We start from the raw sequence: 21,135 nt of genomic DNA on the forward strand, positions 1-21,135 counted from the left end.
GATAATAAAAAACCCCAGTTAAAACTGAGGTTTTACAACAACTAAAATCACAACAGCAAATAAAATTAAGGTTGGCATTTCATTGAAGAAGCGCCAGAACTTATGTGATTTATAGTGAGCATTTCCAATAAGCTTTTTGCGATAGTAACCACAAACAAAATGGTAAACCACTAATAAAGCCACTAATCCAACTTTTAGATAAAACCAAGTGGCTTCATGGTAATGTCGAGTTGCATCGCCCCACTCTACAAGAAAGTGTGCGGTAATTAATGTGGCAATCATAGACGGCCACATAATACCTCGATACAACTTACGTTCCATCACTTCAAAGCGTTGATGACTTGCCGCATCATCACTCATTGCATGGTAAACATAAAGACGTGGTAAGTAGAACAAAGCAGCGAACCAACAAACCACAGCAATAATATGTAATGCTTTTACCCACAAAAAAGCATCAGAAGGTGCATCCATTGTTAATCCTAGGTGGGATTATGCATCCCACTTCTTGAAAATTAGGCAAGCGTTTACACCGCCAAAGCCAAAACTGTTACTCATTACAGTATTCAATTTTGCATCACGTTTTTCAAGCACAATATCAAAGCCTTCAGTACCTTCATCAAGCTCAGTCACGTTAATGTTTGGAGCAATAAAGTCATTTTGAAGCATTAATACAGAGTAAATTGCTTCATGAACACCAGCAGCACCCAAGCTGTGACCAGTCATAGATTTAGTTGAGCTTAAAGGTGGAACTTTACCTTCACCAAAAGCACGTTCCATTGCTTTAAGTTCAGTAACGTCACCAGCTGGTGTAGAAGTACCATGTGTATTTACATAGTCAATTTTTTCTACGCCGTGTTGTTTAGCTTCTTCAAGAGCCATCAAGATACAACGAGTCGCACCTTCACCGCTTGGAGCAACCATGTCTGCACCGTCACTGTTCGCAGCATAGGCAACAACTTCAGCAAGAATTTTTGCACCACGTGCCTGAGCATGTTCAAGAGATTCAAGAACAACGAAACCGCCACCACCAGCAATAACGAAACCGTCACGGTCTTTTGAATATGGACGAGATGCAGTTTCAGGTGTGTCGTTATATTTAGAACATAAAGCACCCATAGCATCAAACAATAAGCTTTGAGACCAATGATCTTCTTCACCACCACCAGCAAGCATAAGATCTTGTTTGCCTAATGCGATAAGGTTATATGCATAACCAATTGCATCTGCAGAAGTTGCACAAGCACTTGCGATTGAGTGAGCAATACCTTGAAGTTTAAATGCAACACCAACGTTTGCAGTAATTGTGTTCGTCATGTTACGTGGAACGAAGAAAGGACCAACTTTACGAGCACCTTTAGTTTCTAAAAGCTCAGTCATTTCTACAACAGAAGCAGTTGAACCACCACCTGAACCGCCAGCAATACCATAACGTGGATTATCTGCTAAATCTTCTGCTTTTAAGCCAGCATGTTCAACAGCGGCAACAGCAGAGTTATAAGCGTACATCGCACATACGCCCATGAATCGTTTTAATTTACGATCAATATTGTCAAAATCTTGTTCTGCAGCAGCGCTGACATGACTCTTAAAATTGAGTTCAGCATAAGTTGGGTTAAAACGTGTCCCGGAGATTCCATTTTGAAGTGAGTGAGTAACTGCTTCTAAAGAGTTACCGATACATGAGTTAATACCCATACCAGTGATTACAACACGTTTCATCTACAGGTCCCTTTATGGTGATATTTAAAGTCTATGAACATGAGCAGCTATTAAATGATAGGAGAATATAGCTGTAAGAACATTAGACATATGTTTTCGTTGTTACCATGATAGCAGAAAGGTTTTTTATTTCTTATGGCAAATCTTTATGTCAATTTTGCATTTAAAAAAAATAACCAAATACATAGTATGTTGCATTTAGGGTTAACTAAAATACACACATTCAAGTTGAGATAAATCCACATTCCACCTAGTATTTATCTCTAATTAGATAAATTAAAAAATCGAGGTACTGGATGACAAAATTTAATAATAATCAATCTGACAATTTGTTTTCTCAGGTCTTCGGAGTGGCTAAAAAGCTCAGTTCTACTGGTTTAAACATCTTGCAGCAAAGCCAAATAGGTGAGGTTAGTAAGGTAGTTGAGCCACTTGCAAGTGGTAAAACAGTAGATGGTAATGCTAGAAGTAAAAGTCCGTTTGAAGTGGAACAGTATGAAAGTCCACAACAAATGTTACGTGAACATTTACCTAAAGTTACGCGTCAGGTGTTTGGCCGTCATTTTAGAAAGGTCAATGGTATTGCGACATTTATTTCGCCTGATTGGAATGAAAAAATATCGACCTATTTATTTGATTGGCTGAATGACTTTAGTTCAAAAAGTACGCTGACTGAAAAAATCTTAGAAGAAGCGGGTGCAAAAGATCTATTTGAGCTGACTAAAGATACTTCACGTTCACAACGTTTAAGTCAGGCTTTAATTGAACAAAATAAACTCATCGCAAGTATTCAAGGTGCGATTACTGGTGTATCGGGTATGGTTGGTGCAGCCGTAGATATTCCAGTTTCTTTAGTATTGGTTTTAAGAACAATTTATCAAACAGGCAGATCACACGGTTTTGATTTAACTGAAGCCACTGACCAAGATGTCGTTGAATTTATTTTTAAAGAAGTTGATATCAGTCTGATTGCAGAGAAGCAGACGGTGCTTTTAGCACTTAAAGCTTTACGTAATATGTTAGAGACGCAAGATATTCAACAGTTTCAACAAGTACTTGGGTCTTCAAATGATATTGAGACTTTAAAAAGCTGGTTAGTCGATGAAAATGGTGAGTTTAAATGGAGCTGGTTAAATAAAGTTCCACAACTTGCTGCGGTGGGTAAGTTTACTCCAGTGGCAGGTGCAGTACTTAGTGCTGTTTATAGCTGGAAGTTACAAGAAGATGTAGGTCATAAGGCACAAGCTATTTTTGGTGCAGCACGACATTATTTAAATGAGCACCCAAGCGAACATTTATCACCATTACAAGCTTATTATGCTGCGGTAACTCTCATTCAAAAGGCGAGTCCTCGTCTGTTAAATGTTGGAGAAAATGGCAGTGTTCATGCAGCGCAACATCATAAAATTGAAAATCATGATGTAATTTCAAAAGTATCTGTTGTGGTTAAGTCGAATACTTCTGAAAAAAGTGAAGAAAAAGTGCAAGAAAATGTTCATCAAGGTATCGAACAGCTTGCAGAAAAGCATGTCGTCGAGCATGAGCACAGTGAACAAAAACCAGCCTTAGAAATTGAAAATGATGATGTTGTAGAGGATCAGAAGTACTCTTAACAATACAATTACAAAGATAGGGTTTGAAAATTAAATTTCACCCTTATTTAAATTTGTAAATCATCCTGTCAAACATTGATATGGTCAACATTTGGTAAGTATTGCCATGTTGACCATTTTTGCATCTTGGCTTACAATTATGTGCCCTTAAAAAGAGGTGTTTTCTTTTTAAGGTTTTTTAATAACGGGAGAATTGCCATATGGCAACAACGAATCAGTTGATCCGTAAGGGTCGTACGACTTTGGTTGAAAAATCCAAAGTTCCTGCGTTGAAGGCTTGTCCACAACGTCGTGGTGTTTGTACACGTGTTTATACAACTACACCTAAAAAACCTAACTCAGCTATGCGTAAGGTTTGCCGTGTTCGCTTAACTTCAGGTTTTGAAGTATCTAGCTACATCGGTGGTGAAGGTCATAACTTACAAGAGCACAGTGTTGTTCTTATCCGTGGTGGTCGTGTTAAAGACTTACCAGGTGTACGTTACCATACCGTTCGTGGTTCTTTGGACTGTGCTGGCGTTAAAGATCGTAATCAATCACGTTCTAAATACGGTACTAAGCGTCCTAAGAAGTAATTCTAGGAAACTAGTCTAAAAGCCCTTTAGCGTTTCGCTTGTTTGAATTCTTCATAGATTTGTAATTCAAGCGACGTATAGTAAGGCCAGCGTCGTGTACATGACACTTGTACAAACTGCTGGATTATCCTGAAGTGTCATATTATTAGGTGTATTAAAATGCCAAGACGTCGCGTAGTCGCTGCTCGTGAGATCCTTCCAGATCCAAAATTTAGCAGCCAAACAATCGCTAAATTCATGAACCACGTAATGCAAGATGGTAAAAAATCTATTGCTGAAAGTATCGTTTACGGTGCTTTAGAACGCGTTCAAGAAAAAAACAAAGTAGACCCAGTTGAATTTTTCGAGACTACTCTTGAGAAAGTTCGTCCTATGGTCGAAGTAAAAGCACGCCGTGTTGGTGGTGCTACTTATCAAGTACCTATGGAAGTACGCCCATCCCGTCGTACTGCCTTAGCAATGCGTTGGTTAGTAGATGCTGCTGCTAAGCGTTCTGAAAAAACTATGGCTTTACGTCTTGCTGGCGAGTTGCTTGATGCAGCTGAAGGCAAAGGTGCCGCGATCAAAAAACGTGAAGACGTGCATCGTATGGCAGAAGCTAACAAAGCCTTCTCTCACTACCGTTTCTAAGCGGATAAAACAGTCCCTAATCAGGAGAATACTCATGCATACAGTAGCTAGATTCAACATTGCTCTCTACCAAAGTGGGGGCTTTGCGGGTATTTAAGTTGCCCCGTTTGAGTATTCGTGCGCATCAATTTAATTGATGCGTCCTGTTTTAAAGATAACATTTAGGAATGTAGACATCATGGCTCGCCAAACCCCAATTACTCGTTACCGTAACATCGGTATCTCTGCGCACATTGACGCAGGTAAAACAACTACAACTGAACGTATTTTGTTCTACACAGGTGTATCTCACAAAATTGGTGAAGTACACGACGGTGCAGCAACAATGGACTGGATGGAACAAGAGCAAGAGCGTGGTATTACAATTACCTCTGCTGCTACAACTTGTTTCTGGTCTGGTATGGCTAACCAATTCCAACAACACCGTATCAACGTAATTGATACACCGGGACACGTAGACTTCACAATCGAAGTTGAACGTTCTATGCGTGTGCTTGACGGTGCGTGCATGGTTTACTGTGCAGTTGGTGGTGTACAGCCTCAGTCTGAAACTGTATGGCGTCAAGCAAACAAATATAAAGTGCCTCGTTTAGCATTCGTGAACAAGATGGACCGTACTGGTGCAAACTTCTTCCGTGTTGTTGAACAAATGAAAACACGTTTGGGCGGTAACCCTGTGCCAATCGTTGTGCCAATCGGTGCTGAAGACACATTCCAAGGTGTTGTTGACCTTATCGAAATGAAGGCAATCATCTGGGATGAAGCTTCTCAAGGTATGAAGTTTGAATACGGTGATATTCCTGCTGACCTAGTTGATACTGCTCAAGAATGGCGTACTAACATGGTTGAAGCAGCTGCTGAAGCTTCTGAAGAATTAATGGACAAGTACCTAGAAGAAGGTGATCTTTCTAAAGAAGACATCATCGCTGGTTTACGTGCTCGTACATTAGCTTCTGAAATTCAAGTAATGCTTTGTGGTTCTGCGTTCAAAAACAAAGGTGTTCAACGTATGTTGGACGCTGTAATTGAATTCTTACCATCACCTACAGAAGTTAAAGCGATCGAAGGTATCCTTGACGACAAAGACGAAACTAAAGCGTCTCGTGAAGCATCTGACGAAGCTCCGTTCTCTGCGCTTGCGTTCAAAATCATGAACGACAAATTCGTAGGTAACTTAACATTCGTACGTGTTTACTCTGGTGTTCTTAAACAAGGTGATCCGGTTTATAACCCAGTTAAATCTAAGCGTGAACGTATCGGCCGTATCGTGCAAATGCACGCGAACGAGCGTCAAGATCTTGAAGAAATCCGTGCAGGTGATATCGCAGCGTGTGTAGGTCTTAAAGACGTTACAACTGGTGATACATTATGTGATGAGAAAAACATCATTACTCTTGAGCGTATGGAATTCCCAGAGCCAGTAATTTCATTGGCTGTTGAACCAAAAACTAAAGCAGACCAAGAAAAAATGTCTATCGCTTTAGGTCGTTTGGCGAAAGAAGATCCATCGTTCCGTGTACGTACTGATGAAGAGTCTGGTCAAACAATTATTGCTGGTATGGGTGAGCTTCACCTTGACATCATCGTTGACCGTATGAAGCGTGAATTCGGTGTTGAAGCGAATATCGGTAAACCAATGGTTGCTTATCGTGAAACGATTAAGAAAACTGTTGAGCAAGAAGGTAAATTCGTACGTCAAACTGGTGGTAAAGGTAAATTCGGTCACGTATATGTTCGTTTAGAACCGCTTGACGTTGAAGCTGCTGGTAAAGAATACGAATTCGCTGAAGAAGTTGTTGGTGGTGTAGTACCTAAAGAATTCTTCGGTGCAGTTGATAAAGGTATTCAAGAACGTATGAAGAATGGTGTCTTGGCTGGTTACCCAGTTGTAGGCGTTAAAGCTGTTCTTTTCGACGGTTCTTACCACGATGTCGACTCTGACGAATTATCGTTCAAAATGGCTGGTTCTTATGCCTTCCGTGATGGTTTCATGAAAGCGGATCCTATCCTTCTTGAACCTATCATGAAAGTTGAAGTAGAAACTCCAGAAGACTACATGGGCGATATCATGGGTGACTTAAACCGTCGTCGTGGTATGGTTCAAGGTATGGACGATCTTCCTGGTGGAACAAAAGCAATTAAAGCAGAAGTTCCTCTTGCTGAGATGTTTGGTTACGCGACTCAAATGCGTTCTATGTCTCAAGGTCGTGCGACTTACTCAATGGAATTTGCTAAATATGCTGAAACTCCACGTAACGTGGCTGAAGGCATCATTGCTAAATTCCAAGCTGGCGGTAAAAAAGGTGACGACGAGTAATCTTTCGATTACTATAAGCCCTAACTAATTCTTAGTTGAAAACCAAGTGCTCATGGGGTGACCCTCCATGAGTAGTTAATAAAGGAAGATCATCATGGCTAAAGCCAAGTTTGAACGTAATAAACCACACGTAAACGTGGGTACAATCGGTCACGTTGACCATGGTAAAACAACTTTAACTGCTGCGATTGCAACTATTTGTGCAAAAACTTACGGCGGTGAAGCGAAAGATTACTCACAAATCGACTCAGCACCTGAAGAAAAAGCACGTGGTATTACAATTAATACTTCACACGTAGAATACGATTCTCCAATTCGTCACTACGCACACGTTGACTGCCCGGGCCACGCCGATTACGTTAAAAACATGATCACTGGTGCTGCTCAGATGGACGGCGCGATCCTTGTATGTGCTGCGACTGACGGTCCAATGCCACAAACTCGTGAACACATCCTTCTTTCTCGTCAGGTTGGTGTACCTTACATCATCGTATTCTTAAACAAATGCGACCTTGTTGACGACGAAGAATTACTTGAATTAGTAGAAATGGAAGTTCGTGAACTTCTTTCTACTTACGACTTCCCAGGTGATGACACTCCAGTAATCCGTGGTTCAGCTCTTGCTGCTCTTAACGGTGAAGCAGGTCCTTACGGTGAAGAATCAGTTCTTGCTCTTGTAGCAGCTCTTGACTCTTACATCCCAGAACCAGAACGTGCTATCGACAAAGCATTCTTAATGCCAATCGAAGACGTATTCTCAATCTCAGGTCGTGGTACAGTAGTAACAGGCCGTGTAGAATCTGGTATCGTTAAAGTTGGTGAAGAAGTAGAGATCGTTGGTATTAAAGATACAGTTAAAACAACTGTAACTGGCGTAGAAATGTTCCGTAAACTTCTTGACGAAGGCCGTGCAGGCGAGAACTGTGGTGTATTACTTCGTGGTACTAAGCGTGAAGACGTACAACGTGGTCAAGTACTTGCTAAACCAGGTACAATCAAGCCGCACACTAAATTCGACGCAGAAGTATACGTACTTTCTAAAGAAGAAGGTGGTCGTCACACTCCATTCTTAAATGGTTACCGTCCACAGTTCTATTTCCGTACAACTGACGTAACTGGTGCGATCCAGTTGAAAGAAGGCGTTGAAATGGTAATGCCAGGCGACAACGTTGAAATGTCAGTAGAATTAATCCACCCAATCGCAATGGACCCAGGTCTACGTTTTGCGATCCGTGAAGGTGGTCGTACTGTAGGTGCTGGTGTTGTTGCGAAAGTAACTGCATAATCACTTTTCAGTGAAAAAAGCGCTCCTTTTGGGGCGCTTTTTTTATGCTTAATTGTTCGACAATTCAATAGAAAGCTGGCCTTAACTGATACTTCAATGACCCTATTTGCACTTAAGCCTTTTTATTAAGTTTGTATGATAAGAAACAAGAAAACGAACAATAAAGTTTAAGTAACTATGGTTACTAGCAAGGAGCTTTCACTATGAACGCTAAAGTAAATATTACGAATCGTGCTGGAGCAAGCTTTCCTGTACGTCGTATGAACTTTGAGTTTAATGATGTACCAGAATACTGGATGGATGGTTCTGCTGGGCTTACGCATTTTATGACAGCATTATCGGCGCTATTTCCTGCTGGTGAAAAATTCTTTATTGATAGTGTACGTGCAGTGCGTTACCACCCAGCGATTAAAGATAATGAAGAACTACAAAAAGAAATTAGTGCGTTCATTGGTCAAGAGGCGATGCATACCCAAGAGCATGTGAACTTTAATGCATCTGCACAAAAGTTTGGTCATGATGTAGAGACGTTGGAAAAATTTACTGATACAGCTATTCAGACTGCGCGTAAGACTTTTGCAAAGATCGTAAAACCATTTGGTATGACGCAAGAAATGGTAGATTTAACCGCGACTACGGCTCTTGAGCATTTTACTGCAACGATTGCATCTCAGCTTTTAGTTAATACCCATATTCAAGAGCTTATGACAGATAAAACAATGTCAACCATGTGGTATTGGCATGCAATAGAAGAAAATGAGCATAAAGCCGTTGCTTTTGATGTGTACGAGGGTGTATTTGGTAAAGGTGTTAAAGCTTATGCATTACGTACAAGCTCACTTGTATTTGCGATGGCACTTATTTTCGCAATTCAATCTTCGTTTGTGCTACGTCTTTTAAGACAAGATAAAAAATTAAACTTAGACGAATTGTCTGTGATTTATAAATATGGTTATAGCCCATCCAAAGGTATTATTACGGGTATGGCTAAAGAGATGTTGGCTTATTTTAAACCAGGCTTTCACCCTAATGATTTAGACACAGTTGGTCTATTAAAAACATGGAAAGCCAAACTTGGACTTTAAGTTAAAAACAAAGTGAAAAGGACTGTTAGCAGTCCTTTTTTGTTGTCTTGAAACTACTGCCCATTTTTAAAAATGATAGGTATTCATTTTGCTCTAGAAAGGGGCTAGTGATGACCTCATCTGATAATTTGCTGTCCTCATCTGCACTTAAATAGCGCTTTTAAAGGCGTATTATTATAAATATTAAGAAAATAAATAAGGATATAAGTGAATTGATGGTTCACTTAAAGGAGTCTGACATGAATGCTAAAGTAAATATTTCTAATCGTGCTGGAGCAAGCTTCCCTGTACGTCGTATGGACTTTGAATTTGCTCAAGTCCCACGTTATTGGGCAAATTACGATGCAGGATTGACTCACTTTATGACAGCATTATCGGCTCTTTTTCCTGAAGGCGAGCAGTTCTTTGTAAATAGTACGCGTGCAGTGCGAAATGATCCTAAATTAGCTGACCCGGCTCTTCAAAAAGAAATAAGTGCTTTTATTGGTCAAGAAGCTATGCATTCTAAAGAGCATTTAGCTTTTAATGCTTCTGCGCAAGCATATGGATATGATGTTCGCAAAATGGAAAAGCAAACAGGTACAGTCATTAAAATGGGTACGGCAGTTGTAACCAAGTTAATGAAACCTTTTGGTTATACTAAAGAAATGATTGATTTAACCGGTACATGCGCTTTAGAACATTTTACATCGACGATTGCAGCTGAACTTTTACAAAATCCTGAAATTCAAGCCATGTTCCAAGATGACACTATGTATCACTTATGGATGTGGCACGCGGTAGAAGAAAATGAACATAAAGCTGTGGCATTTGATGTGTATACAAGCATGTATGGGCAAGGGCCAAAAGCTTATTTTATGCGCTCAACTGCTTTAATTATTGCAATGGCTTTAATCTTCGCAACTCAATCTTATTTTACTGCTAAATTACTCAAGACTGATGACAAATTAACTTGGAAAGACACCAAGTACATGCTTAAGTTTATGTATGGCCGTAAAGGTTTTATGACACGTCAAATTCCAGAGTTACTTGATTTCTTAAGACCAAAATTTCATCCAAATGATTCGGATACAACGGCTTTATTAGCAACTTGGCGTGAAAAGTTAGGGCTTTAACAAACGTATTAAAAAAAGAGCAATTTAATTGCTCTTTTTTTTTGCTCGTTTTTTTTATTTAAGTTTCTATAATACGTTTACTTTGAAATCTGAAAGTGTGTTGAAACTCATGATTCGTACTATGCAAGCCTCCGATATTGATAGTGTTGCTCAAATTGAGAAGCTTGTTCAGACACATCCATGGTCTAGGCAGCAATTTGTAGAGTCTGTGAACTCTTATCAATGTACGGTAATTGAGTTAAATCATAAGGTTGTTGGTTTTTGTATTTTACAACCTGTGTTAGATGAAGCGAATTTATTGCTTATGGCAATTGATCCTGAAATGCAAGGCAAAGGCTTGGGATATCAATTGTTAGATGCATCGATTGAGCGCTTAGAAAATCAACCTGTACAGATTTTTTTAGAGGTTCGTGAAAGTAATAAAGCGGCAATAGGGCTATACGAAAAAACAGGTTTTCATCAAATTGATGTGCGTCGCAATTATTACCCAACTCAAGAGGGTGGGCGTGAAAATGCCGTTATTATGGTAAAAAGCTGTACCGATGATTTCGCTTCTTTATTTTAAAATGGCTGTCTTGCTGCGGACTTAACAGCAAGACAGAATCGAGCTATTTAATAATTAAATTATTCCACTCAGAAGGTAATGTTGTCATGAGAGAGTTACCTAACTGATTGATCTCTTCAGGCGATAATGATCGATTTAAGCGGCGCCATTGCCCGTCTAGTAAAAGTTCTAGGGGGGTATATTGAGATTTATAATTCATTTTGGCTGAGTGTGGCACCCAATAGCCTAAATAAAGATATTCTAAACCAAGTGATTTTACATATTCGATCTGATTTAGAATCGAATAAACACCTAAAGATCTACGGTGTTCATCTGGGTCAAAGAAAGTATAGACCGCAGATAATCCATCATCCATTAAATCACAGGTAGAAACGCTAATAAGACGGTTATCTTTCCATAGTTCCAAGAAGAAACTATCTGTACAGCTATGAACTAGAAATTTTTCAAACTGATCTAAACTTGGTGGAAACATATCACCATCGGCATGGCGCTCGTTAATGTAACGTTCATATAGATCATAATGTATTTGCGCAGCTTGTCGGGTTGGCAGAACAGTCATAGTAAGGTCTTGATTTCGCTTCCATGATTTTTTTTGCATACTGTTCATTTGGAAGTCGGCAACTGGTACACGACAAGACAAACACTGTCTGCATAAATGACATTCAGGTCGATATACAAAGTCGCCACTACGACGAAAACCTAAACGAGAAAGCTCTGAAAGAGTCACTACATCAATTCGATGAATCGGGTCTAAAAAGACCATACGTGCTGACTTATTTTCTAAATAGCTGCAATCGTGAGGTGGGGTAATATAATATTGCAGATCATTTAAAAGGGACTTCGGGTGATATGATTTCATGATTGGTCCCTCCTGTTATCATTCCATTAATTTTGCATTTAATGCTATTGTTTTACTTGAAAATACACGTTCTTGATACTTTTTCCAATTGATACAGGGGTGAATAATTACATCTTGTAACGATTTAAGATATTCCTGCCGAGAAAGTGTACAAGCCCCAAGGCTAATTAAGTGACTATTTACCAGTTGGCAGTCGACCCAAGGAAGCTGATTTTCTTGACCGATTAACATTAAAGTATAAAAAGCCATTTTAGAAACATCGGTTTGAGTACTAAACATAGACTCGCCAAAACAACCCTTACCGATCGTTACCCCATATAAACCACCTACCAGCTGTTCGTCTTGCCAAACCTCTACGCTATAGCCATAACCTGCATCAAACATTGCACAATAACCCTGAATAATATCTTCGCTAATCCAAGTTTCGTTGGCATAGCTTCGAGGTAGTGAACATGAGCGGATGACTTGTTCAAAAGCACGATTTACCGTAATGGTGTAATCGTGCTTTTTCATGTTCCGAATGAGCGATTTACTTGGTTTATAGTTTTGAGGATAAATCACACAGCGTGGTTGAGGGCTCCACCAACAAATAGGTTCATCTTCATTAAACCAAGGGAAAAGTCCATGGGTATATGCTTCATAGAGCGTAGAAGGGGAGAGATCAGCACCAATACAAATTAGACCATGACCATCTGGATCGGCTTCCTCTGGATCTGGGAAAATATATTGAGATAGAGGTAGTGTGTTCATAAGACTAAAATAATATGTGCTTAAGGGTTATGCTATAAAAATTAATTTGAGGCAGCCAGTAATTATTATAAATGATAAAAAAACAGCCGTTATAAAACGGCTGTTTGAAATATCTAAACTTAAAGATTATCTAGATATTTTTCTGCATCTAATGCTGCCATACAGCCTGAACCAGCTGAAGTAATGGCTTGACGGTAGATACTGTCAGCAACATCACCAGCAGCGAAAACACCTGCTACAGAAGTTGCTGTTGCATTACCTGAAGTACCACTTTGTACTTGAATATAACCATCACGTAAGTTTAACTGGCCTTCAAACATTCCAGTATTTGGCTTGTGACCAATGGCAACGAATAAGCCTTGAACTTGGACATCTTGTTTGCTTTCATCTTTTGTAGATTTTAAGCGAACACCTGTTACACCAGTATTGTCGCCAAGAACTTCTTCAACTGCATGGTTCCAAACGATACTGATTTTGCCTTCTTTTTCTTTAGCAAATAAGTGATCTTGCAAAATCTTCTCAGAGCGTAAAGAATCACGGCGGTGAACAAGGGTTACATGTTCAGCAATATTTGATAAATAAAGCGCTTCTTCAACGGCAGTGTTACCACCACCTACAACCATTACTTTTTGGTTCTTATAGAAGAAACCGTCACATGTTGCACATGCGCTTACGCCTTGGCCCATAAACTTTTGTTCAGACTCTAAACCAAGGTATTGAGCTGTAGCACCAGTTGCAATAATTAATGCATCACAAGTGTACTCATCCATATCACCTTTAAGAACAAAAGGACGTACATTTAAGTCCACTTCATTAATATGGTCATAGACGAGTTCGGTTCCGAAGCGTTCAGCATGTGCTTGCATACGGTCCATTAAAGCAGGACCAGTCAAACCTTCAGGATCGCCCGGCCAGTTGTCAACTTCGGTTGTTGTTGTAAGTTGGCCGCCAAGTTGTAAACCAGCAATAAGTGTTGGTTTAAGATTTGCACGTGCTGCATAGACAGCTGCACTATAACCCGCAGGGCCAGAACCGAGAATAATTAACCGAGAATGACGAGCACTCATTGAGGGTATCCTTATTTATTTCGAGAATTTTGAAAATTATACGTGAAATTGCCGACCAATAGCGTGAAATCAATGTGGATAATATTGATCAGGACAATCGAATTAAGTTATATAACAATATAGAAGAGCCTTATGTTAACAACAACTGTAAAGAATCATGCACCTTTTTTGTAAGAACAGGTGCATAATATAAAGTTCATTCGTTGAAGATCTGAAATGTAGGTCTTCACATCTCTAAACCAATAATTAAATGGGTTACAGGACAGTATATGACTGCGGTGTCAAGTGTTTATGCACAGCGCTTATTGATGACATTATTCTTGGTCTCTTTTGGTATTTATATGTTTCTGGCGACAGTAACATATACGCCATTTGATCCGGGCTGGATGCATATTTCAAGTGATACTCAGCAAGTATCCAATGCAAGTGGTATTGCCGGTGCATGGATTGCAGATTTGCTGTTTGGCTTTTTAGGTTGGGCAAGTTTACTTATTCCAATTTTCCTATTTGTTGAAGCCATCCAAGTATGGTGGCCGCATAGTTTTCTAAACCGTCCATTCCGTTATGCTGCTCAATTCTTCTTAATTCTTGTTGTGTCGAGTTTGCTTTACTTACACTGGAATGTACCCGCAGATACTTTAGATAATGCGGCAGGCGGGATTATTGGTTATGAGTTGGGACAAAGCTTATCTCAACTGTTAACGATTTATGGTGCGACCTTATTTTTATTGGTTTTCGGAGTGGTATTGTTCACTTTGGCATTTGGGGTGCAGTGGAGCAAAACATGGGTTACGCTCAAAGCAATGCCAAGTTATTTACAAGATTTATTCTATAAGAACGTATCGCCAAATGAATCTGCTTATGACTTAACTACACAGCCTGCAAATAAAACAGCAACGGTAAAAGTTGCCGAGATGCCTAAAGCTGAAGTTAGTGATGAAGCAGAGCTAAATGTTCAGTCAGAAAAAACTCAAGCCAAAGCTAGCTCTACACGACACGATGAAATGGCGGAGCGTTTATTTGCCGATGTGTTAGCGAAAGAGCAAAGTCAGCCTGAAACTGTTGAAGAAAAACCAGCTCCTCAGCCAGAAAACTTTGAGCGTACACTTGAACAAGCTCAACAGCTTAAAAAAGACAGTGATCGTTTAGTGGCGACAGGTGAGGTTTGGCGTGCTTTACAGCGCGATGATGCAAGTCATAAGCAAGAAATTGATGCATTGTTAAGAGCTGCGGATGATTCAAATGAACATCCAAGTCATGAGCAATTCCAAGAAACGGCTTATCAGGCTAAACAAGCACAACCTCAAGCATCGAATAGTCATCAAGGTTTAGATTGGAATGATGATGAGATTTTTGATGAATTGCTTGCCGCAGTTCCAAATAGTAAAACTGCTACTGATGTACATACGCCGTTCGTTCAAGACCATTATGTTGAACCAGCAGTAGTACCGCAAACACCTCATACATCAGTTGAAACATCTGTACCTGTATCGAATTTAAATCAGCCACCTAAAAACTTATCAAATGAACAGGTGTTTGATGATTTCGATGACTTATTAATTGATGAAGATATTGCTCCAGCAACTCAACCGGTCAAAGCAAGTAGCTATGCGCAATCTTCAGCATTTGTAAAAGCACCTATTCAAACTACGATTGGTGCAGAGAAGCTTTCGAAAGAAGAATTTATTGAAGCTTGGCAAGAAACTGCCGGAAAGCCGGAAGATGATCTTGAAGATGAGTTCGATTTTGATGCGCCATTAACTGATGCATCTGGTCGACCAATGTCTCGTGCAATGCAAGTAGCCAAGAAGCGTTTAGATTTGCCAACATTACCGGGCTTTGAACTGCTTGATAAGGTTGATCCAAATAAGAAAGTTAACTTTACCGAAGAGCAGCTTTCTCGTTTGTCTGAATTGCTTGAGATTAAATTACAAGAGTTTAATGTTAAGGCTCAGGTCGTTGAAGCTCAGCCAGGGCCAGTTGTTACACGCTTTGAATTAGACTTAGCACCGGGTGTGAAAGCATCTAAAGTGACTAATATTTCCCGTGACTTGGCGCGTTCAATGTCTATGGCTTCTGTACGTGTTGTAGAAGTTATTCCGGGTAAACCATATATTGGTATTGAAGTACCTAATAGTGCCCGTGAAATGGTACGTTTGATCGAGTTATTGGAAACGCCAACATATCGAGATCCAAGCGCACTGATTAGCATGGCAATGGGGAAAGATATTTCTGGTAATCCAGTATTAACAGATTTAGCAAAAGCACCGCATATGTTAGTTGCGGGTACTACAGGTTCGGGTAAATCTGTTGCGGTTAACTCGATGATTTTATCGATGTTACTTAAATATACGCCAGACCAGCTACGTTTAATTTTAATCGATCCAAAACAGCTTGAACTTGCAAACTATAATGATATTCCGCATTTATTAACGCCTGTAGTGACTGACATGAAAGATGCAGTTAGTGCATTAAACTGGTGTGTAAATGAAATGGAGCGTCGTTATAAGCTTATGTCATTCCTTAAAATTCGTAAGTTAAGTGACTACAACCGAAAAGTTGAAGAAGCGATTGCAAATGGGGAAGACTTGATTGATCCAACATGGAAGCCAAGTGACTCAGCGACACAAGAGCGTGCACCTCGTTTAACACCGTTACCATCAATTGTAATTGTGGCAGATGAGTTTGCCGACATGATCATGCAAGTAGGTAAAAAAGCTGAAGAAATGATTACGCGTTTGGCGCAAAAATCTCGTGCTGCCGGTATTCACCTTTTGCTTGCAACTCAGCGTCCATCGGTAGATGTTATTACGGGTTTGATTAAAGCCAATATTCCAACTCGTGTAGCTTTACGTGTAAATAGTAAAATCGACTCACGTACTATTTTGGATGCAGGTGGTGCAGAAGACTTGTTAGGTCATGGTGATATGCTGTTCTTAGGGCCAGGTAAGATTGAGCCAGAACGTGTACATGGCGCATTTATTAGTGATGATGAAGTGAACCGTATCTGTGATGCATGGCGTGAACGCGGTGAACCTGACTATGTAGATGAGATCTTGACGCCATTTGATGAAGAACCTACATCTCGTGGCTTTGAAGAGGGTGATGGCGCTTCAGACCGTGATGCACTTTATGACCAATGCGTATCGTTTGTTCTAGAAACTCGAAAGGCATCTACATCTTCATTACAGCGTAAGTTTAGCTTAGGTTATAACCGTGCTGCCCGTATTATCGACCAAATGGAAGAGAACGGTATTGTGAGTGCTATGGGTGCCAATGGTAAGCGAGATATTTTAGTTTAATATCTTTACTTGAAATAAAGCCTCTTCGGAGGCTTTTTTTATAGTCCAAAATAATAGCCCTGAACTGAAAGTTTGAGATTTTATCAAATAGTAAAAAATGCTAATGTGTGCTTCTAAATAAAAAACAATGGAACAAATCAGGAGGACAACATGCTAGTCGCGTTAATTACGTTAGCTTTTATTCATTTTTGTGCGCTTATTACTCCAGGGCCTGATTTCTTTCTAGTATCGCAGACCGCGGTAAGCCGATCTCGTAAAGAAGCAATGCTGGTTGTAGCAGGAATAACAGCAGGCGTTATGTTTTGGGCATCTTTAGCACTGATGGGCTTAAATATTATTTTCGAGAAAATGGCTTGGTTAAAGCAAGGGTTACTCATCGCAGGTGGTTTGTACCTATGTTGGTTAGGCTATCAAATGTTGCGTTCAGCATTTTCAAAAAATCAGCAGGAAGAGGTTACGGCTGTTGAGTTGCCTAAAGCACCTTACTTATTTTTTATGAAAGGATTACTCACCAATTTATCAAATCCTAAAGCTGTAATTTATTTTGGTAGTGTGTTTTCTTTATTTTTAGCGAATCCTCAGCTTGATCAAGTTCATTGGTTACTTTTTATTATTGTGTCAGTTGAAACGATTTTATGGTTCTGCTTTGTGACGTTTATTTTCTCGTTACCGAGTTTCAGAGTGGCTTACCGTAATTTTTCAAAATGGATTGATGGTATTTCCGGTGGTATTTTTACCGTATTCGGTATTTTCCTGATTGGAAATCGCTAAATCCAGACAGTAAAAAAGCCTCTTAAAAGAGGCTTTTTTTATTTTTAAACTTAAGCAAACTTTGCTAAAACTTCTAAAAACGGCGCTGATTGACGTGGAAATTTAGCAATCACGTCATGAATGCGTTCGCCTTCAGGGTTTGTTGCATTGATGTCTCGTCCATCTGCAACAAATTTAGTCAAAAGACGTTCATAGTCATTTGGACGCATATGTTTGAAAGCATGGTAGAGCACGTGAAAATCTGCGTTCACACCATTTGGAGGAAGTTGGTTGAGGTAGGCAAAAACACGCTCATCGGACCATTCTTCATTGAAAGTTGCTGGCTGTGATAATGCCATGACAATCTCCTCATTTTAAAAAAGGCAAAATAACTTGCGTTATTTTGCCTTGATTCTGATTTGTTGAATAGTCAGAAATAGAATTATCGTTCTTCAGGTAAATTGATATTCATTTCTAACATTTCGATATTTGCTTCAGAACGAACTTGCATTTGGATATGCTGTTCGCCTACACCGCTTACATAACGACTCACCACCTGCATGATTTCTTTCTTCATTTGGTCAATCTTGTCTTGGCTTAAACGACGGCCTAAACCTTGTTCTGATGCAACAATAACTTTTAAACGATCTTTGGCAGTTTGAGCACTTGATGGTTTTTCTTCACTGCTAAATAATTTACTCCAGAATCCTGCCATATCTACGCTCCAAATAGTCGTGCTAACCAGCCTTTAGGTTGAGCTGTGATGTGTCGATAAGGGCGGTCTTCGCCAAGAAAGCGAGCAACCAAGTCATCATACGCTTGGCCAGCTTTAGTTTCTGAGTACAGAATAACTGGCTTACCTTCGTTTGATGCTTGTAATACACTTGGACATTCAGGAATAACACCTAATGTCGGTACGCGTAAAATATCTTTAGAAATATCATCAATCGTCAGCATTTCCTGACGGTCAGCACGTTCAGGGTTAAAACGTGTAATACATAAATGCTTACGTATACGTCCTTCGTTGTGTTCAACTTTTTTAGTTTTGCTGTCTAACATTCCGATGATGCGGTCAGAGTCACGTACTGAAGAAATTTCAGGGTTTGTCACAATGATTGCTTCATCTGCATGGTACATTGCTAAAATTGCACCACGCTCGATCCCCGCAGGTGAGTCACAAATAATGTAATCAAATTCTTGAGCAAGCTCATCAATTACACGAGCAACACCTTCGTCGCTCAAAGCATCTTTATCACGGGTTTGTGAAGCCGGCAAAATATAAAGGTTTTCGATATCTTTATCGCGAATAAGGGCTTGTTGCAGACGTGCTTCATTGTTAATTACATTGACGAAATCATAAACAACACGACGCTCACACCCCATAATTAAATCAAGGTTACGTAAGCCTACATCAAAGTCAATCACAACAGTTTTATGACCACGAAGGGCTAAACCTGTTGCAAAAGATGCACTCGTTGTAGTTTTACCTACACCACCTTTGCCTGATGTTACGACAACAATTTTGGCCACCGAATCCACTCCTATTATGGTCATACATACACCCTTAAAAGGGCTGTTTTTTGGTGATTTGTTTAATAAACTAAAGTTCTAGAGCTTCAAATTCAAGCTCTTGCTTTTCATTTAAATAAATATGTACTGGCTTTTTTACCACATGTTTAGGGATATCATCTGCGACACAATATGTTCCGGCAATGGAAACGAGTTCAGCCTCTAAAGATTGGCAAAAAATGCGTGCAGCAGCGTGCCCACCCGCACCAGCAATGACTCTACCACGAACCGTGCCATAAATATGTATATTTCCTGAAGCAATCACTTCAGATCCACTATTCATGCCAGCTTTTAAAATAATATCGCCTTGGTCTTGTACAAGAGATTGGCCTGTACGCAAAATTTCATCATGATAAGAGGTAATATGGGCAACTGCATTATTATTTAGTGGTTTTTTTGTTTCTGGTGAAGCTTGTGCAGGTGCCGGTTTCTCTACAATTGCAACTTGCTCTGTGGTTGCTTTGATGCGTTGTAATGGCTGGTCGGCTGGTAATACAGGGAACTGAATGGCGCGTGCCTCATCACCTAAAATGCCGTCAATGACCGCCATCGGTTGCAAACCTAAGCTTACTAACAGCTGAATTAAAGCAATAAGCTCTTGCTCAACTGTACTATCTATAATAACGACAGTTCCCTGATAGGAACCTTCATTTAGAATATTTGATAATTGCTGGCGGATCACATCATGATCATTCGTATCGAAGGTTATCCTGCTAAAGTTAACCATTCTGCCGGTAATCCGGATATCAGCCATAAGTCTTCCTTCAAGGCGTTAAAACGAGCTGTAATATCGTTAAGTTTATTGTAAATAGAGCAAATGCTAGAACAAATCGTGCCAATTCTCTAGCGTGTTTCATAAAAAATTAAGTAAATGCTTATTCTTTGATTCGATCACGCTCCGCAAGGGTTTGTTGCCATTGTTTGACTTTAACTTGTTTGCGAATTGCTTCAAGACTTTCAAATACCACAGACTCGACAAGTTGCTCAAGCTCACGGTTATTAATATTCACGTTACTTATTTTTTCTGAAATTAATTGATACATCGCATTGGGCTGATCTTTTGATCCTTCAATTAAAGGTTCAATTAAACCGGCACTGATATTTTCACCGAGTCGCTGACCAATACTTTGAATTTGCTGTTCGATACGGCCACCCACTAAAGGAATTAAGCGTAATAATTGGGTTAACTCTGGCGTATCTTCTATTGCTTGATCAACAATTTGTCCCACACCTTTTGTGATTGCAGGTTTTTGTTCTTTTAAAGCAGTTGCTAAAGATTCTTGCAATATAGAGGTTAGGGTAATCGTAAATTGTTCGCGATGATGATTAACCAACTCATGAATAATTTGCTTATGTGTTGAGCTAGTTTGAAGCTCATTACGAATGCCATCAATAACCGTAATAACAACACGGTCAGATAACTCTTCCATAACAACACGGTAATAAAATAGTCCAGTTTTTCTCCAGCTTTCAGGAATAACAGGATAACCTAGTTCATATAAGCGATACGCGATAATACCAGCACGAAATAAACGTAAAAAACGTAACTGAGGAATGATGGCTAAAATTTCATACCAGTGAATGAATGGAAAGAAAAACCAACGCTTGTGGTGTTTATAAATAATTGAAATGCCCCAGCGGACAACAAATTCAGTAATTAAAAAGCCAATAAACCAAGCTTCAGTCGTAATTACCCAAGGGTGTAAATAAGTTTTATAAAACGTAAGTACTTGGGGCAGGTGAATATGTTCAAAAAACCATGCCCCAATACTGCTCATTAAAAAGAAATTTGCTGCAAGACAGAACAGATTGAAAATAATGATAAACACCATAAAGATGTCATAAATCAAAAACAGCTTAAATGAAGCGCTGCTTGGGTCCATATGGTAATATTTTGCTTGTTTTCTGGAACTGTTCTGCATAGCTATAAATGC

Annotated in this window: 20 protein-coding genes; 10 read left to right on the forward strand and 10 right to left on the reverse strand. The window is 39.6% G+C overall.

Annotation, left to right across the window (positions count from 1 at the left end):
* Positions 1 to 18 precede the first annotated feature (18 nt).
* Both hemJ and ACG59Z_RS08865 read right to left on the reverse strand, forming a co-directional pair.
* Complete coding sequence (hemJ, locus tag ACG59Z_RS08860) at positions 19 to 471, reverse strand: protoporphyrinogen oxidase HemJ (protein ID WP_004738397.1); 453 nt, start codon at positions 469 to 471, stop codon at positions 19 to 21.
* 18 nt (positions 472 to 489) lie between these two features.
* Positions 490 to 1,719, reverse strand: a complete 1,230-nt coding sequence (locus ACG59Z_RS08865) for a beta-ketoacyl-ACP synthase II (RefSeq protein WP_004738399.1) — start codon at positions 1,717 to 1,719, stop codon at positions 490 to 492.
* A gap of 296 nt (positions 1,720 to 2,015) precedes the next feature.
* On the opposite strand from ACG59Z_RS08865, the gene ACG59Z_RS08870 reads away from it, so the two are divergent.
* The 8 genes from ACG59Z_RS08870 (at position 2,016) to rimI (ending at position 10,904) form a co-directional block, all read left to right on the forward strand.
* Positions 2,016 to 3,332 carry an EcsC family protein gene (locus ACG59Z_RS08870; RefSeq protein WP_400198857.1) on the forward strand — a complete coding sequence of 439 codons (1,317 nt, stop codon included), beginning with the start codon at positions 2,016 to 2,018 and terminating at the stop codon, positions 3,330 to 3,332.
* Positions 3,333 to 3,532: 200 nt separating this feature from the next.
* Positions 3,533 to 3,907 (forward strand): 30S ribosomal protein S12, encoded by a 375-nt coding sequence (rpsL, locus tag ACG59Z_RS08875; protein ID WP_002050319.1) that lies wholly within the window; start codon positions 3,533 to 3,535, stop codon positions 3,905 to 3,907.
* Positions 3,908 to 4,066: 159 nt separating this feature from the next.
* On the forward strand, positions 4,067 to 4,537 hold the full coding sequence (gene rpsG, locus ACG59Z_RS08880) for a 30S ribosomal protein S7 (RefSeq protein WP_001138055.1): 471 nt from the start codon (positions 4,067 to 4,069) through the stop codon (positions 4,535 to 4,537).
* A 178-nt stretch (positions 4,538 to 4,715) separates the two neighbouring features.
* Positions 4,716 to 6,854, forward strand: a complete 2,139-nt coding sequence (gene fusA / locus ACG59Z_RS08885) for an elongation factor G (protein ID WP_263613080.1) — start codon at positions 4,716 to 4,718, stop codon at positions 6,852 to 6,854.
* A gap of 94 nt (positions 6,855 to 6,948) precedes the next feature.
* Entirely contained in the window at positions 6,949 to 8,139 is a 1,191-nt protein-coding gene (gene tuf / locus ACG59Z_RS08890; RefSeq protein ID WP_002157016.1) for an elongation factor Tu, read from the forward strand.
* A 203-nt stretch (positions 8,140 to 8,342) separates the two neighbouring features.
* Complete coding sequence (locus ACG59Z_RS08895) at positions 8,343 to 9,224, forward strand: metal-dependent hydrolase (RefSeq protein WP_400198858.1); 882 nt, start codon at positions 8,343 to 8,345, stop codon at positions 9,222 to 9,224.
* A gap of 239 nt (positions 9,225 to 9,463) precedes the next feature.
* On the forward strand, positions 9,464 to 10,339 hold the full coding sequence (locus tag ACG59Z_RS08900; RefSeq protein ID WP_002052039.1) for a metal-dependent hydrolase: 876 nt from the start codon (positions 9,464 to 9,466) through the stop codon (positions 10,337 to 10,339).
* Positions 10,340 to 10,448: 109 nt separating this feature from the next.
* Complete coding sequence (gene rimI / locus ACG59Z_RS08905) at positions 10,449 to 10,904, forward strand: ribosomal protein S18-alanine N-acetyltransferase (protein WP_263613082.1); 456 nt, start codon at positions 10,449 to 10,451, stop codon at positions 10,902 to 10,904.
* A 43-nt stretch (positions 10,905 to 10,947) separates the two neighbouring features.
* On the opposite strand, the gene ACG59Z_RS08910 is transcribed toward rimI, so the two are convergent.
* The 3 genes from ACG59Z_RS08910 to trxB form a co-directional block, all read right to left on the reverse strand.
* Positions 10,948 to 11,763, reverse strand: coding sequence for an arginyltransferase (locus ACG59Z_RS08910; protein ID WP_263613083.1), 816 nt, complete (start codon positions 11,761 to 11,763; stop codon positions 10,948 to 10,950).
* An 18-nt stretch (positions 11,764 to 11,781) separates the two neighbouring features.
* A complete protein-coding gene (gene aat / locus ACG59Z_RS08915) occupies positions 11,782 to 12,513 on the reverse strand; it encodes a leucyl/phenylalanyl-tRNA--protein transferase (RefSeq protein WP_400198859.1) in 732 nt (243 codons plus the stop codon).
* Between the two features lie 119 nt (positions 12,514 to 12,632).
* Positions 12,633 to 13,580 (reverse strand): thioredoxin-disulfide reductase, encoded by a 948-nt coding sequence (gene trxB, locus ACG59Z_RS08920; protein WP_343569884.1) that lies wholly within the window; start codon positions 13,578 to 13,580, stop codon positions 12,633 to 12,635.
* A gap of 269 nt (positions 13,581 to 13,849) precedes the next feature.
* Here trxB and ACG59Z_RS08925 point away from each other — a divergent pair, with 269 nt between their 5' ends.
* The gene (locus tag ACG59Z_RS08925; RefSeq protein WP_400198860.1) at positions 13,850 to 16,882 is read left to right on the forward strand and encodes a DNA translocase FtsK; all 3,033 of its coding nucleotides are present in this window, start codon (positions 13,850 to 13,852) and stop codon (positions 16,880 to 16,882) included.
* Positions 16,883 to 17,032: 150 nt separating this feature from the next.
* Positions 17,033 to 17,653, forward strand: coding sequence for a threonine export protein RhtC (rhtC, locus tag ACG59Z_RS08930; RefSeq protein WP_087606707.1), 621 nt, complete (start codon positions 17,033 to 17,035; stop codon positions 17,651 to 17,653).
* Between the two features lie 50 nt (positions 17,654 to 17,703).
* On the opposite strand, the gene ACG59Z_RS08935 is transcribed toward rhtC, so the two are convergent.
* The 5 genes from ACG59Z_RS08935 to ACG59Z_RS08955 form a co-directional block, all read right to left on the reverse strand.
* Complete coding sequence (locus tag ACG59Z_RS08935) at positions 17,704 to 17,991, reverse strand: PA4642 family protein (protein ID WP_001218560.1); 288 nt, start codon at positions 17,989 to 17,991, stop codon at positions 17,704 to 17,706.
* Positions 17,992 to 18,074: 83 nt separating this feature from the next.
* Positions 18,075 to 18,347, reverse strand: a complete 273-nt coding sequence (gene minE / locus ACG59Z_RS08940) for a cell division topological specificity factor MinE (RefSeq protein WP_000896934.1) — start codon at positions 18,345 to 18,347, stop codon at positions 18,075 to 18,077.
* 2 nt (positions 18,348 to 18,349) lie between these two features.
* Positions 18,350 to 19,162 carry a septum site-determining protein MinD gene (gene minD, locus ACG59Z_RS08945; protein WP_134262941.1) on the reverse strand — a complete coding sequence of 271 codons (813 nt, stop codon included), beginning with the start codon at positions 19,160 to 19,162 and terminating at the stop codon, positions 18,350 to 18,352.
* Between the two features lie 70 nt (positions 19,163 to 19,232).
* Positions 19,233 to 19,955 (reverse strand): septum site-determining protein MinC, encoded by a 723-nt coding sequence (minC, locus tag ACG59Z_RS08950; protein WP_400198861.1) that lies wholly within the window; start codon positions 19,953 to 19,955, stop codon positions 19,233 to 19,235.
* 121 nt (positions 19,956 to 20,076) lie between these two features.
* The gene (locus ACG59Z_RS08955) at positions 20,077 to 21,123 is read right to left on the reverse strand and encodes a preprotein translocase subunit SecA (protein WP_400198862.1); all 1,047 of its coding nucleotides are present in this window, start codon (positions 21,121 to 21,123) and stop codon (positions 20,077 to 20,079) included.
* Positions 21,124 to 21,135 lie beyond the last annotated feature (12 nt).

The sequence above is a fragment of the Acinetobacter sp. ABJ_C1_1 genome, assembly GCF_044684115.1.
Taxonomy (GTDB): Bacteria; Pseudomonadota; Gammaproteobacteria; order Pseudomonadales; family Moraxellaceae; genus Acinetobacter; species Acinetobacter nosocomialis_A.